General features: G+C 50.5%; 13 protein-coding genes. 9 read left to right on the top strand and 4 right to left on the bottom strand.

Annotation, left to right across the window (positions count from 1 at the left end):
- Positions 1 to 57: 57 nt before the first annotated feature.
- The 3 genes from dcp to D5398_RS25455 all read left to right on the top strand — a co-directional run bounded on the left by dcp (position 58) and on the right by D5398_RS25455 (position 3,576).
- Positions 58 to 2,211: a peptidyl-dipeptidase Dcp gene (gene dcp, locus D5398_RS11595; protein WP_120507779.1), complete on the top strand. Its 2,154-nt coding sequence runs from the start codon at positions 58 to 60 to the stop codon at positions 2,209 to 2,211.
- A gap of 151 nt (positions 2,212 to 2,362) precedes the next feature.
- Positions 2,363 to 3,421, top strand: coding sequence for a bifunctional transcriptional activator/DNA repair enzyme AdaA (locus D5398_RS11590; protein ID WP_120507778.1), 1,059 nt, complete (start codon positions 2,363 to 2,365; stop codon positions 3,419 to 3,421).
- 14 nt (positions 3,422 to 3,435) lie between these two features.
- On the top strand, positions 3,436 to 3,576 hold the full coding sequence (locus D5398_RS25455) for a hypothetical protein (protein WP_162940754.1): 141 nt from the start codon (positions 3,436 to 3,438) through the stop codon (positions 3,574 to 3,576).
- A 34-nt stretch (positions 3,577 to 3,610) separates the two neighbouring features.
- Here the strand turns inward: D5398_RS25455 and D5398_RS11585 are convergent, their stop codons facing one another.
- Complete coding sequence (locus D5398_RS11585; RefSeq protein WP_120507937.1) at positions 3,611 to 4,825, bottom strand: MFS transporter; 1,215 nt, start codon at positions 4,823 to 4,825, stop codon at positions 3,611 to 3,613.
- A 132-nt stretch (positions 4,826 to 4,957) separates the two neighbouring features.
- Entirely contained in the window at positions 4,958 to 5,659 is a 702-nt protein-coding gene (locus D5398_RS11580) for a TetR/AcrR family transcriptional regulator (protein WP_120507777.1), read from the bottom strand.
- 84 nt (positions 5,660 to 5,743) lie between these two features.
- Between D5398_RS11580 and D5398_RS11575 the strand changes: the two genes are divergently transcribed.
- The 5 genes from D5398_RS11575 (at position 5,744) to D5398_RS11555 (ending at position 9,525) form a co-directional block, all read left to right on the top strand.
- Positions 5,744 to 7,243 carry an MDR family MFS transporter gene (locus D5398_RS11575; RefSeq protein ID WP_120507776.1) on the top strand — a complete coding sequence of 500 codons (1,500 nt, stop codon included), beginning with the start codon at positions 5,744 to 5,746 and terminating at the stop codon, positions 7,241 to 7,243.
- A gap of 233 nt (positions 7,244 to 7,476) precedes the next feature.
- Positions 7,477 to 8,298, top strand: coding sequence for a glycoside hydrolase family protein (locus D5398_RS11570; RefSeq protein WP_120507775.1), 822 nt, complete (start codon positions 7,477 to 7,479; stop codon positions 8,296 to 8,298).
- Positions 8,295 to 8,681: a hypothetical protein gene (locus D5398_RS11565; RefSeq protein WP_120507774.1), complete on the top strand. Its 387-nt coding sequence runs from the start codon at positions 8,295 to 8,297 to the stop codon at positions 8,679 to 8,681. Before D5398_RS11570 ends, D5398_RS11565 begins: the two co-directional genes overlap by 4 nt.
- 32 nt (positions 8,682 to 8,713) lie before the next feature.
- Positions 8,714 to 9,103: a hypothetical protein gene (locus tag D5398_RS11560; protein WP_120507773.1), complete on the top strand. Its 390-nt coding sequence runs from the start codon at positions 8,714 to 8,716 to the stop codon at positions 9,101 to 9,103.
- A 176-nt stretch (positions 9,104 to 9,279) separates the two neighbouring features.
- Positions 9,280 to 9,525 carry a hypothetical protein gene (locus D5398_RS11555; protein WP_120507772.1) on the top strand — a complete coding sequence of 82 codons (246 nt, stop codon included), beginning with the start codon at positions 9,280 to 9,282 and terminating at the stop codon, positions 9,523 to 9,525.
- 67 nt (positions 9,526 to 9,592) lie between these two features.
- Here the strand turns inward: D5398_RS11555 and D5398_RS11550 are convergent, their stop codons facing one another.
- The gene (locus D5398_RS11550; RefSeq protein ID WP_120507771.1) at positions 9,593 to 10,072 is read right to left on the bottom strand and encodes an Hcp family type VI secretion system effector; all 480 of its coding nucleotides are present in this window, start codon (positions 10,070 to 10,072) and stop codon (positions 9,593 to 9,595) included.
- A gap of 302 nt (positions 10,073 to 10,374) precedes the next feature.
- Between D5398_RS11550 and D5398_RS11545 the strand changes: the two genes are divergently transcribed.
- The gene (locus D5398_RS11545) at positions 10,375 to 12,222 is read left to right on the top strand and encodes an ABC transporter ATP-binding protein (protein WP_120507770.1); all 1,848 of its coding nucleotides are present in this window, start codon (positions 10,375 to 10,377) and stop codon (positions 12,220 to 12,222) included.
- Positions 12,223 to 12,230: 8 nt separating this feature from the next.
- Here D5398_RS11545 and D5398_RS11540 read toward each other — a convergent pair whose 3' ends face one another.
- Positions 12,231 to 13,358 carry a GNAT family N-acetyltransferase gene (locus D5398_RS11540; protein ID WP_120507769.1) on the bottom strand — a complete coding sequence of 376 codons (1,128 nt, stop codon included), beginning with the start codon at positions 13,356 to 13,358 and terminating at the stop codon, positions 12,231 to 12,233.
- Between the last annotated feature and the right edge of the window lie 100 nt (positions 13,359 to 13,458).

Genomic DNA, 13,458 nt, shown 5'->3' with positions numbered 1-13,458 from the left:
GGTCTATTCTCAATGACTTAACGGAGCACTTCTCTCACTCAGATAAGGAAGACTGAAATGCGTTTGTCATCTCTCTTTTTGGCAACCAGCCTGGCGCTCAGCCAGTTTGCAGGGGCCGCGGAAGCCGCACAGCCCGCCACGCAGGAGCATGCTATGAATCACGCCATCAATGCAGATAACCCATTTCTAAAACCCAGCCCGCTGGAATATCAGGCGCCGCAATTTAATCTTTATAAAGACAGCGATTACGAGCCGGCTATTCTCGAAGGCATTCGCCAGAAGCTGGCAGAAGTCGACAAAATTGCCAGCGATACAGCACCACCTACTTTTGAGAATACCTACGTGGCGCTGGAAAAATCCGGTGTCATGCTGCAACGCGTACAAAATATTTTTGGCGCGATGACCGGCGCGAACACCAACGACACGCTGCAAAAAATTGACGAAGATACGTCGCCAAAACTGGCCGCGATGGATGACAGTATCCATCTCAACAGCAAACTGTTTGCACGTCTGAAAGCGGTGTATGACCAGCGTGGCGGCCTGAAAATTTCGCCGGAATCGCAGCGTCTGATTGAAGTGACATTTAAGGATTTTGAGCTCTCAGGTGCCAATCTTTCCGATGCAGATAAAGACAAACTTAAGGCGCTGAATCAGCAGGCCGCGACGCTTAGTACCCAGTTCACCAACAAATTACTGGCCGCAACCAAAGCGGGCGGGCTGACGGTGAAAGACAAAGCGCAGCTTTCCGGGCTGAGCGACGCTGAATTGTCGGCTGCCGCGCAGGCTGCCAAAGACCGTAAGCTGGATAACGCCTGGCTTCTGGTGCTGCAAAATACGACTCAGCAGCCGTTATTGCAGTCGCTGGATGACCGCGATACACGCAAGGCGCTGTATGAAGCATCCATTAATCGCGCCGAAAAGGGCGATGCGAATGATACCCGAGAACTGATTGCCAAGCTGGCAAAAGTCCGCGCGCAGCAGGCTCAGGTGCTGGGTTTCCCGAGCTATGCGGCGTGGAAGCTGGAAGACCAGATGGCGAAAACGCCCCAGGCTGCGCTGGATTTCATGCAGAAAATTGTTCCGGCCGCGGCTGCCCGCGCAGAGCGTGAGGCGCAGGATATTCAGGCGGAAATAGATAAACAGAAAGGCGGCTTCAAAGTGGCGGCCTGGGACTGGCAGCACTATGCACAGCAGGTGCGCAAAGAGAAATATGATCTGGATGACGCGCAGATCAAACCCTATTTCGAGCTGAACAATGTGCTGGAAAATGGCGTGTTTTATGCCGCTAACCTGCTGTACGGAATCACCTTTAAAGAACGTAAAGACCTGCCGGTCTATAACCCTGATGTGCGGGTTTTTGAAGTGTTCGATAAAGACGGTAAATCGATGGCACTGTTTTATGCCGATTATTATCAGCGTGATAATAAAGGCGGCGGTGCGTGGATGAGCAACTATGTCGATCAGTCGACACTGCTGGGCAATAAGCCGGTAATTTACAACGTGGCAAACTTCCAGAAGCCGGCGGCGGGGCAACCGGCGCTGCTGTCGTGGGACGACGTCATCACCCTGTTCCACGAGTTTGGACATACGCTGCACGGTCTGTTTGCCAGTCAGGAATACCCGAGCCTTTCCGGCACCGCGACGCCGCGCGATTTTGTCGAATTCCCGTCACAGTTTAACGAGCACTGGGCGAGCGACCCGAAAGTGTTTACTCACTTCGCCAAACATTACCAGACCGGCGAAGTGATGCCGCAGGCATTGCAGGATAAAATCGAGAAGGCCAGCAAGTTCAATAAAGGTTATGACATGACCGAGCTTCTGGCCGCTGCGTTGCTGGACATGCACTGGCACAGTCTGAGCGCGGACGCACCGCAGCAGGATGTGGATAAGTTTGAAGCAGATTCGCTGGCGAAAGATAAAGTGAATCTGGCATATGTGCCGCCGCGCTACCGTTCCAGCTATTTCCAGCACATCTGGGGTAATGGCTATGCGGCCGGTTATTACGCCTATTTGTGGACGGAAATGCTGGCCGATGACGCCTTTGCGGGCATCACTGAACAGGGCGGACTGACGCGGGAAAATGGTCAAAAATTCCGGGATCAGATCCTCTCGCGCGGTAACAGCGAAGACCTCGAAAAACTTTATGAAACCTGGCGCGGCAAAGCTCCGTCGATTGAACCGATGTTGAAAAACCGCGGTCTTGAAGAGTAAAAATGGCCGTGCCTGGTATCCCGCCGGGCACGGATTTTCTTGCCGGGAAGAGTGAACGGAAAGAGTTAAAATCAACGCCCGAAAAACGTCGCTACGCCTGTTCAAATTCCCTTATGCTTTTCCTCAATGTTTCCGGTCTGCGAGTTAAATCATGCTCTTCGATTTGCCTGACGATGATGTTCTCTATTCTGCGCTGATTGCCCGTGATCCGGCCTATGACGGCTTTGCCTTTGTCGGCGTGAAAAGCACCGGGATTTTCTGCCGGCTGACCTGTCCGGCGCGCAAGCCCAAACGCGAGAATTCGGTGTTTTATCCGTCGATGGTCAGCGCGATGGAAGCCGGATTCCGGCCCTGCAAACGCTGCCGTCCGCTGATGCAGGGCGGAGAAAAAGACCCGCTGGTGCTGAAATTACTGGCTGCGCTGGAAAATGAGCCGGACAAAAAATGGAGCGAAGGTGATGTGCAGGCACTGAGCGTCGATCCTTCCACTGCCCGCCGGGCTTTTAAGCGGCAGTTTGGCATCACTTTTCTGGAAATGGCGCGCCTGCGCAGGGTCGGGAAAGGTATCGATGCGCTGGCCGGAGGTGAACAGGTTATTGATGCTCAGCTGGATGCCAGCTTTGAATCTGGCAGTGGATTTCGTGCGGCGATCACCCGGCAAATCGGGCTCAATCCCAGCCAGGCCAGAAAGCATCAGTTTCTCAACGCAGACTGGCTGGATACGCCGATCGGTTCGATGCTGGCGATTGCCCGCCATGACGCGCTGTACCTGCTGGAGTTTATTGACCGTCCGGCACTGCCCAATGAAATTGAGCGGCTGAAAAAAATGACGTCATCTGAAATTATTTTTGGCCGCAACGCGCTGATTGAGCAGGTCGAACAGGAACTGGCGGCGTATTTCTCGGGCGGGAAACAGGCGTTTGTCACGCCGCTGGCAGAGTTCGGTTCCTTGTTTACCCGTAAAGTCTGGGATGCGCTCAGAGCCATTCCTGCGGGCGAACTGCGCAGTTATTCCGCGCTGGCAGCGGACATCGGGCAGGCAACGGCATCGCGCGCCGTCGCCAGGGCAAACGGCGCTAACCAGATTTCTATTCTGATCCCTTGCCATCGCGTAATCGGTGCCGACGGTTCGCTGACCGGTTATGGCGGCGGATTGTGGCGCAAGCGCTGGCTGATTGAACACGAACGAAGAATGGCGCTGAGCCGCTAAACAAGGAGCAGAGTATGAGTCAGCAACGTCAGGCACTGGCATTTTCATCGCTACATCAGAAACACAATCTGGTCATTTTATATAACATCGTGGTCAGCAGCCTGACGCCGCCGCTGGCCGCGCTCACAGCGGCGGGTGACAGCCGCTTAAGCTAGGATCTTTATGCTTATATCGGGCTGATGGAAACCCTTAAACAGCCGGCGCGCGCACTCTATCAGCCGCCAGCCGGTGTCCCATCCAGAAGAATACCAGGCCGCCGACTGAGGAGGCGATCAGCGCAATAAACATTACCGGCGGTGCGGCGTAGCTGAGCAGAAAACCGCACATAACCGGGTTGATGGCGCCGCCGAGATTGCTTAGGTTCTGCATCCCGTAGTAGCTGCCTTTCATGTTTTCCGGCGCAATGAAGTCGATAAACATGTATTCCACCGGAATGACGATCAGTTCGCCGAAACTGAAAATCGCCATCGCGATCACCCAGAACAATACGGATTGTCCGGCGGTCATAAAGCCTATCAGGCCGATGATGAAGAAAAGGGTGCCCAGCAGCAGCCATTTCAGCAGCGTATTCTGCTTCATCCGGCTGCTTAAAACGTACTGGAAGGCAATCACAATCACGGCGTTGGTGATCATCACCGCGCCGATGATTTTGTACGCGAACGCAGCGTTCGAGACCAGAATCAGATATTGCGACAGATACCCGGCGAACTGCCCGAAGACAATCGACCCCAGCGTACTGCCCAGCGTGAAGTAAATCAGGCGGCGGTCATGAGCCAGAATGCTCAGCGTCTGGCGCAGATTAGGTTTGGGCAGTGGCTTTTGCTCCACTGACATCGGCGGCGGATTATTTGGAATGTTACGCAACCCCCAGGTCAGGGAAATCACGGTGCCGAGGGCCAGCGCGCCTGATATCACAAACGGCAGCATCGGGCTGAAACCCGCCAGCCACACGCCAAGCGACGAACCCACCGCCCAGCCGACGTTTACCAGCGTGTAGTTCATCGAAAAGGCTTTCACCCGTTTTTCCACCGGCAACCAGCTGGCGATACAAGCCTTAAGCGTAATGCTGAGCAGAGCGTAAGAGGCGTTCAGCAGCGCCAGAACCAGAAGAACACCGGTCACATTGGGCAGAAACGGCAGCAGTAAAAAGCTCAGACCAAACAGGCTGACAGAGACGGTTATCAGCGTCCGGTGATTAAATTTATCCACCAGATAGCCACCGTACAGACTGCTGAGAATACCGATAGCCAGACTGGCCCCGAGAATAATCCCGACGCTTTTTGGCAGCAGATGATAATGCTCAGTCAGATAAATAGTGATAAACGGCAGCGTGACACCGCGTCCGATAGTAAGCACTAACGAACTGGTGAGCAGAGCGAGGATCAGCGGTGGCATTCCCTTCATGTTAAACGGCATTCCCTGAGTAACGGCAACATTTTCGTTACATCATAAAGGAGTCTGCGCAGTTTTTTTCATTACAAAATAAAGGGATTTAAGTGAGTTGCGCGGCAGTACCCGCGCCCGCCAGAATTTCGCTTAGGGTTTCTGTGGTGCAACGCCATGGAACAGCAAAAGTGAGACGTGTTTGCGCAGCATATCAGGAGAAATTGGCGATGCGCCTTCCTGCCGCATTTTCATTGAGGCCATCGGGAACAGCGTCAGACCAAACAGTGAAATGAACAGTAATGCCGGATTGAGATCCGGATTCAGCCGTCCTTCGGACTGCCAGCGGCTAATACATTCCTGCACAATTTTGCGATTCTTATCGCCGTTACGTTCTTCCATGCGTTTTTTCAGCATGCCGCTTTCGCTGATGACTTCACGTACCCACAGCGGCGCCACCCACGGATATTTTTCTGCCGCATCAATCATGCACTGCGCCATGTTAGTGATTGCCATCAGCGGATCGTCGGCGTGGGTTTCAAAAATGTCGGTAAAACCAGCGCGAACCGGCTGAAAACGTTCATCAATCATCACGTCCAGCAATTGTTCGCGGGTCTTGAAATAGTAATGCAACATGGCGGTGGTAACGCCCGCTTCTTTGGCGATCATGCTCAGAGGTGTTTCGGCAATGCCGTATTGGGCAAACAGCTTCAGGGCGGCATCCAGCAACAGTTCACGTTTATCCGCTCCGGTTTTCCCACTGCGCGGACGCCCCGGTCGACGCCCCGTCGTTGTCTCCAGTTTTTGATCCATTTGTGCGGATTTAGCCGTTTCTGAGATTTTTCTGTCTGCCATAAGGTGTTTGATCCATTGACCAGATGAATTTGATGCTTCAATATTAATTATACAGTTAATTAATTACAAGTCAGGATGTCATTTATGACGACAATAAATTCGGCACAGAGTGATGTGACGGAGCAGAAGCCATCGATAAAGCTGCTGTTCTCCGCGCTGATGCTGGTGATGCTGCTGGCCGCACTCGACCAGACCATTGTGTCCACCGCGTTGCCGACCATCGTCAGTGAGCTCGGCGGACTGGAACAGCTTTCATGGGTTGTGACCTCTTATCTGCTGGCTTCCACGATAGTGGTGCCGCTGTACGGTAAGTTTGGTGACCTGCTCGGGCGCAAAATCGTGCTGCAAACGGCGATTGTCGTGTTCCTTATCGGTTCGGTATTGTGCGGACTGGCGCAAAATATGACGCAGCTGATCCTGATGCGCGCCCTGCAGGGGCTGGGCGGAGGCGGACTGATGGTGGTCAGTATGGCGGCAGTCGGTGATGTCATCTCGCCCTCTGAACGCGGAAAATACCAGGGTCTGTTCGGCGGCGTATTTGGTCTGGCGACGGTCATCGGGCCGCTGATTGGCGGTTTTCTGGTTGAACATATTTCCTGGCGCTGGATTTTCTATATCAACGTGCCGCTGGGTATTTTTGCCCTGCTGGTTATCGGCGTAGCACTGAAATCGCAAAGCGTGCGTATCCGCCATGAAATCGATTTTCTCGGCGCGGGCTATCTGGCCGCAGCGCTGACCAGCATCATTTTGTTCACCAGCGAAGGCGGTACGGTGTATCAGTGGTCTGATCCACAGCTGTGGTGCATTCTGGCCTTCGGACTGGTGACGCTGGGTGGTTTTATTTATGAAGAGACACTGGCGGCCGAGCCGATCATCCCGCTCGGCCTGTTCCGCGAGCGGACGTTCCTGCTCAGCTGTGCGATAAGTTTTATTATCGGTATGTCGCTGATGGGCTCGATGACGTTCCTGCCGCTGTATTTGCAGGTGGTGAAAGGTTCGTCGCCGTCGCAAGCGGGGATGCAATTGCTGCCGCTGATGGGGGCGTTGCTGGTCAGTTCGATTATCAGCGGACGCCTGATCAGCCGCATCGGTCGTTATCGCATCTTCCCGATTATCGGGACACTCCTGAGTTTCGTCGGCATGGTGCTGCTGGGCTTTTTGAAAGTCAGTACACCGGTACATATGCTGTATCTCTATATCGGCGTACTCGGTTTCGGTCTGGGTATGGTGATGCAGGTGCTGGTGCTGGCGGTGCAAAACTCGGTTTCGATGAAACAGATGGGCGTGGCGACGTCCGGCGTTACCTTGTTCCGCTCGATTGGCGGTTCCATCGGTGTGGCGATGTTTGGCGCGATTTTCACTCACGTTCTGCGTGATCAGCTGATAGCGCGGATCCCCGAAGGCACTGTTCTTCCTCGTTCAATGGGCGCGCAGGCCGTCCAGGAATTACCGGCCGCCATCCGCGATGATTATTTGCAGTCGTTTGGTTCGGCGCTGCACTCGGTGTATCTGATTGCCGCATGCGTGATGGTGCTGGCGTTTGTCCTTTCACTGCTGCAAAAAGATGCGGTGCTGAAGAAATAGTGACTGGTTTAAATTTCTTTCTGCGGCGATGAGTTGATTACTCATGCCGTAGAAAGAATGATCAATAATCTCCGCAGTTCTCTCAAATCTGATATTTATAAAATACCTTCCTGCCTTTTCCTTGTTATTATTCATTGTTAGTAAACTATTTATTTAATGAATGTTTTATCACAACAGACTCGCTGTGAAATATAATTCACGGCGCGTGAATTCATAACAATAGGGATATTGAAATGCCTTCCTCTTTAAGCCGAAGTGTCGGATATTTTGGCGAGAACTTATTCCATGATGTAATCGAAGTTCAGTATCGTCTCAAGAATTCTGGATTTCCTGACTTGGTTGTTGACGGCAATTGTGGTTCGAAAACTGTCGCTGCCATAAGAAAATTTCAGCAACGGTTTATGTCATTACCTGATGGCCTGGTTGAACCTGGTGGTGCAACCCTCCGCCGGTTGCAATTTGGACATTTCTCGCAGGGAATGCCAAAACTGGATGCGGTTGTACCCCCTGCAAGTAATTCGCCGGTTGTGAGTAGGGTGAGAAAAAATGTGAACGAGTTATCGGTTAGCCCGCAGGGACATGCGCTAATCAAGAATTATGAGAGTTTAAGACTGAAACCATATTTTGATGGCACTGGCCATGAAATATCTGAATATGTCAAAGGCGCCACTATTGGATATGGACATTTAATAGATGGGAGGGTAGAGTTCGAAAAATATAAAAATGGTATTAATGAAATGCAATCTAACGAGTTATACCAAAAAGATATGAGCGAAATGGAAATTAAAACAAAAAAACTTATAAAAAACACTCTTTCTCAAAATGAATATGATGCCGTAATGATTTTAGTATTTAATATTGGTTACGGGGATGCAGAAAAAGATACAGGATTCATCACATCTGAAGTTTTAAAAGTCATCAACGGTGAATCACGGGCAGACATAGATGAAGCATGGTTACGCTGGAAATATGCAAATGGTCATATCACAAACGGATTGATTAACAGGCGAAAATCAGAGATTAATATTTTTCACAACGGGGTATATGCGCGATGAGATTATTGATGGTTTTTACGTTGATCACCTTAGTTTCTGTAAATTGTTATGCAGGAGGATATAAACTGCACCCTGGTATTCGTTCCTTTCAGGGAGAAAAATTCGAGATCGAACTGAAAGCGCGTTGTCCTGAAACCAGTCTGACATGTTACGACGTGAGCTATGAGGCTATTAATAGGAAGACAGGAGAGAGGCTTCATCTGACTGGCAAACTTTTATCTAACCCAACAAAGGATCGCCAATGGTATGAGTTCGAAAATGGAAAATATTTATATCAGTTAACGGCGGATTATTCACCTTCGACAAAGTCTAAAGAATGGTGGGTGTTGAATGTGATATATCAAGGGAAAACTATCGCAAGTGATGAAGGTAATATGTATTAATTTTCATTTAGTTAAAGCAGGTTTTATAATTTATGAAAATAAATATGATAATGGCGTTTATGTTCATGTTTAGTGTGAATTGTTATGGAAGCAATTACAAATTACATCCCGGTACTCCAACCTTTCAGGGGAAGCATTTCGATATTGATATACGGGAGCGTTGTCAAGAGGGAGAGGTTACATGTCCGGACGTGAGTTATGATTCTATCAATAAGAAAACAGGAGCCCGGTTGCACCTGAAGGGGCGGGTAATGTTTAATCCTAATAATTATAATTTTCAGGGGTATATATTTGATAACGGCGATTATAGTTACGTCCTCAACCCTAATAATTCAAAGGGGACTGAGTCAGTAAAAATTTGGAACTTAAATGTTTTTCATAAAGATAAAGTTATCGCATTTGATGAGGGGATTATGCAGTAGCATTAGCCAATTAAAATGGAACTAATGATATATGAAGAGACCGATATTAATATTACTTGCTTTGATTTTTAGCCTGAAGTTGTTTTGCAAACAACTTCAGGCTTCATTCCGGATTACCTGATTTTGAAGGCCAGCATTTTGATATAGATGTTAAGGCTAATTGTCTGGAAGGTGAAATGGCATGTGATGATGTAAGTTACGATGCAATTAATAAAAAAACGGGAGCAAGAATGCATCTTAAAGGCCGGGTGCTCACGAACTACTACAGTCATGATTTTCGGGGGTTTGAATTCAAAAACGGAGACTATATTTATACATTACGCCCTGACCCAGGTGCATTAAATGATATATCTCAAGTCTGGCATTTAAATGTTTCCTTACATGATAATATTATCGCTACTGATCAAGGTATCATGCATTAATTTCAAAATTCATTTCAAAGTCTTTTGAAAATGCCATTTCAAGTTCCCCAAATGGCATTCATCTCCATTACATGACTCTGTCAATCCATAGGCTATAGCCCGAGGTTCCGGCTATATGATGCGTCACATCAATGGTTTCATAGCGTAACGAGAGAGTTTCATAAGGTTGGGCATCTCCGCCAGGTAATGTGCTCGGGCAGGTTGAGGAAATACTTTCCAGAGTGGCATCGGTCAGTTTAATGGTGAGGTATTTCTCCTGAGCACCATATTGTGATGTTCTGTAATAGTCTAAAACACACTGAATAAGCTCGTTATTAGAAATTGCGACCAGCAGTAACGGCGTTGATTTATCAACGGGCTTGGTGATTCTTATCGGGTGATGATTCACATTCTGTTCACGGGTAATATCATGTTGGGAAGAATACACAAGTATTTGATCTGCATGGCCTGCCTGAAAGCGATTCCCAATCGAGCTATACGTTGAACAACCTGCTGAAATCAATCCTTGAGTCTTTCCTGTCATTGTCAGATAGGTACAATTTGACATCGTTAAATTTCCTTTTCAAAATGATTTTGGTTTCTGAATAATTCTTACAACGTATTTAATTGTCAGGGTGTTATATCATTAAAACCCTATTAAGAATAATGTCTAAATAGTCTCTGTAAATAATTTTTATTCCATTTAAATATGAATTATTAATTTGGCTTAATTTTATCTGTAAGCCAAAAGAATACTAATTTCTGGGGCGAACGGTAGAAATACTCTACTCTTATAGGTTCTGTCAGATTCTCCGAACCAGAACATCAAAGCAGGACAGCTTTGACGATGAACAACTTAAGAGGTGCGCCATGCTGTTTCGCCGTTTCGAGCGAATGATCGACATCTTCCGTGAGGCACCGGCTGCTGAGCCGCCGGATCAGGTTCTGCCTTTCTATCTATATTATCTGCGCCAGGTCTGGCCGAGTTTCGCAATTTTACTGGTGGTGGGACTGATCGGTGCGCTGATTGAAGTCTCGCTGTTCAGCTATCTCAGCCAGATTATCGACTTGACCAAAGACACCCCGCCTGGCAGTTTTTTCACCGACCATATGGGCGAGCTTTTGTGGATGGCGGCGGTGGCGATGATCCTGCGGCCGGTATTTATCGGGCTGCATGATTTGCTGGTTCACCAGACTATCAGTCCCGGCATGACCAGCATGATCCGCTGGCAGAATCATAAATATGTCCTCAAACAGAGCCTGAACTTTTTCCAGAGTGATTTCGCCGGACGTATTGCCCAGCGCATTATGCAGACCGGTAACTCGCTGCGCGATTCTGCGGTGCAGGCGGTCGACGCCATCTGGCACGTGGTGATTTACGCCGCCAGCGCATTATTCCTGTTTGCCGAAGCGGACTGGCGGCTGATGATCCCGCTGATTATCTGGATATTTGGTTATGGCGTGTGCCTGCGTTATTTCGTGCCGCGCGTGAAGCAACGCTCGGTGCAGTCGTCGGAAGCGCGCTCGAAACTGATGGGCTGCATCGTCGATGGCTATACCAATATCACCACGCTGAAACTGTTCGCGCATACCGATCTCGAGCAGAAATATGCCCGCGAAGCGATCACTGAGCAGACGGAGAAAACCCAGTTGGCAGGGCGTCTGGTCACCGGTATGGACGTGTCAATCACCACGCTGAATGGTCTGCTGATTGTCAGCACCACCGGTCTGGCCCTTTGGCTGTGGACGCAGTCACTGATAAGCGTCGGGGCTATCGCGCTGGCGACCGGTCTGGTGATCCGTATCGTGAATATGTCCGGCTGGATCATGTGGGTGGTTAACGGTATTTTCGAAAATATCGGTATGGTTCAGGACGGCCTGCACACCATTGCGAAACCACTGAGCGTCACTGATAAACCTCAGGCAAAAGCGCTGAAAGTCGATCGGGGTGCGATCCACTTTGATCACATTCAGTTTAATTACGGCAAAGAGAACTCCGGAGAAGGCGGAAGGGTGATCCCCAATCTGGATCTGGCGATCCGCCCCGGTGAGAAGATCGGCCTGATCGGGCCTTCCGGCGCAGGAAAATCCACGCTGGTGAATCTGCTGCTGCGTCTGTATGACATCGACAGCGGTCGCATTCTGATTGATCAGCAAAATATTGCCGACGTCACGCAGGAAAGCCTGCGCGCGCAAATCGGCATGATCACGCAGGACACCTCGCTGCTGCACCGTTCCATCCGCGATAACCTGCTTTACGGCAGGCCGGGTGCCACGGAAGAGGAGTTGCAGCTGGCTATCCGTCAGGCGCGGGCCGATGAATTCATTCCGCAACTGTATGATTCGCTGGGCAGAACCGGTCTGGACGCCCATGTCGGCGAACGAGGCGTGAAGCTTTCCGGTGGCCAGCGTCAGCGTATTGCTATTGCGCGCGTGTTACTGAAAAACGCGCCAATTCTGATTATGGATGAAGCCACGTCAGCGCTGGATTCTGAGGTGGAAGCTGCGATTCAGGAAAGCCTCGAGACGCTGATGGGCGGTAAAACGGTGATTGCGATTGCGCACCGCTTGTCGACGATTGCCAAAATGGACCGTCTGGTGGTGCTGGAAAAAGGGCAGATTGTTGAGATGGGGAACCACGCCGAACTGCTGGCACATGGCGGGCTTTACGCGCGCCTTTGGCAGCATCAGACCGGCGGTTTTGTCGGCATGGATTGAGCCCGCACTTAACAAACGTCGTGCCGGTAGGGCAGCACTTCACGGGCTTCATCCGCCCAGCGCTGCACGCCGGCACGTTCTTCCACTAAAAAATCTCCCACGGCATCACGTAAACCCGGATGGCGTAAATAGTGCCAGGAGTCGGTGATCACCGGCTCAAAACCTCGCAGCAATTTATGCTCGCCCTGCGCGCCCGCATCAAATCGTTTCAGACCGCTGGCAATCGCGTATTCCATTCCCTGATAGAAACAGGTTTCGAAATGAAGCCGGTCGAATTCTGCCAGACAGCCCCAGTAACGTCCGTAAAACGTATCGCCGCTGATTAAACTGAACGCCATCGCCACGTCGCGACCGTTTTGCTGCGCGAAAACCACGCGGATCGCCTCCGGCATACGTTCTGCCAGCAGGCTGAAGAACGCGCGGGTCAGATAAGGCGACTGGCCGCGGATATGATAGGTGTTGCTGTAGCAGGCATAGACGAAATCCCATTGCGCTTCAGTCACCTGTGCGCCTTCCCGCCAGATAAATTCGATGCCCTGCGACGCCACCTGTCCGCGCTCTTTACGAAACTGTTTGCGCTTACGCGACGTGAGTGCGTCGAGGTAATCCTGAAAATCGCGATAGTCACGATTTTGCCAGTGATACTGCAAACCCTGCCGGTGTTGCCAGACGGGTTCTGCCCCGATTATCCGGTTAGCGCGCTCGTCGGTAAAATTGATATGCGCGCCGGTCAGGCCGTTTTCTTCAAGATAATCCGGTATCGCCTGTAACAGTTGGATTGCCGCAGACTCATCGCCCAGCAGCCTTGCGCCGGTCACCGGGCTGAACGGCACTGCGCCGAGCCACTTCGGATAATAAGCGATACCAGAACGCTGACAGGCGTCTGCCCAGCCCTGATCAAACACATATTCACCATAAGAATGGCGTTTGCGATAACCGGGTATGGCGGCGCGGATTTCACCGTTTTCCTGCCAGAGCAGATGTTGCGGACGCCAGCCAGAATTTGGCCCCAGGCTGCCGCTGTCTTCCAGGGCGGATAAAAATGCATAGCTGAGGAAAGGCTGTTGCGCAGGCACCAGCGCATCCCACTGTGCGGCAGGACAATCGGCCAGACGGTTCAACGTGATAACAGGCATGAATTATTCTCGGTATGGCATTGAAGGAGAAAACAGTTAAGTGTCGTTCAGGTGGGGAAATATTGTCGGCTTAAAGGTGCGGATGAAATTATAAATTTGG

Origin of the sequence: Rahnella bruchi (assembly GCF_003614975.1) — a bacterium.
Taxonomy (GTDB): Bacteria; Pseudomonadota; Gammaproteobacteria; order Enterobacterales; family Enterobacteriaceae; genus Rahnella; species Rahnella bruchi.
This window is presented reverse-complemented; position numbering and strand designations above follow the sequence as displayed.

Excerpts from the sequence above, each read along its gene's own strand:
- D5398_RS11560 (WP_120507773.1), top strand. The coding sequence starts at position 8,714 with ATGAAAATAAATATGATAATGGCGTTTATGTTCATGTTTAGTGTGAAT.
- dcp (WP_120507779.1), top strand. The coding sequence starts at position 58 with ATGCGTTTGTCATCTCTCTTTTTGGCAACCAGCCTGGCGCTCAGCCAG.
- D5398_RS25455 (WP_162940754.1), top strand. The coding sequence starts at position 3,436 with ATGAGTCAGCAACGTCAGGCACTGGCATTTTCATCGCTACATCAGAAA.
- D5398_RS11550 (WP_120507771.1), bottom strand. The coding sequence starts at position 10,072 with ATGTCAAATTGTACCTATCTGACAATGACAGGAAAGACTCAAGGATTG.
- D5398_RS11580 (WP_120507777.1), bottom strand. The coding sequence starts at position 5,659 with ATGGCAGACAGAAAAATCTCAGAAACGGCTAAATCCGCACAAATGGAT.
- D5398_RS11590 (WP_120507778.1), top strand. The coding sequence starts at position 2,363 with ATGCTCTTCGATTTGCCTGACGATGATGTTCTCTATTCTGCGCTGATT.
- D5398_RS11545 (WP_120507770.1), top strand. The coding sequence starts at position 10,375 with ATGCTGTTTCGCCGTTTCGAGCGAATGATCGACATCTTCCGTGAGGCA.
- D5398_RS11575 (WP_120507776.1), top strand. The coding sequence starts at position 5,744 with ATGACGACAATAAATTCGGCACAGAGTGATGTGACGGAGCAGAAGCCA.
- D5398_RS11585 (WP_120507937.1), bottom strand. The coding sequence starts at position 4,825 with ATGAAGGGAATGCCACCGCTGATCCTCGCTCTGCTCACCAGTTCGTTA.
- D5398_RS11540 (WP_120507769.1), bottom strand. The coding sequence starts at position 13,358 with ATGCCTGTTATCACGTTGAACCGTCTGGCCGATTGTCCTGCCGCACAG.
- D5398_RS11555 (WP_120507772.1), top strand. The coding sequence starts at position 9,280 with ATGGCATGTGATGATGTAAGTTACGATGCAATTAATAAAAAAACGGGA.
- D5398_RS11565 (WP_120507774.1), top strand. The coding sequence starts at position 8,295 with ATGAGATTATTGATGGTTTTTACGTTGATCACCTTAGTTTCTGTAAAT.
- D5398_RS11570 (WP_120507775.1), top strand. The coding sequence starts at position 7,477 with ATGCCTTCCTCTTTAAGCCGAAGTGTCGGATATTTTGGCGAGAACTTA.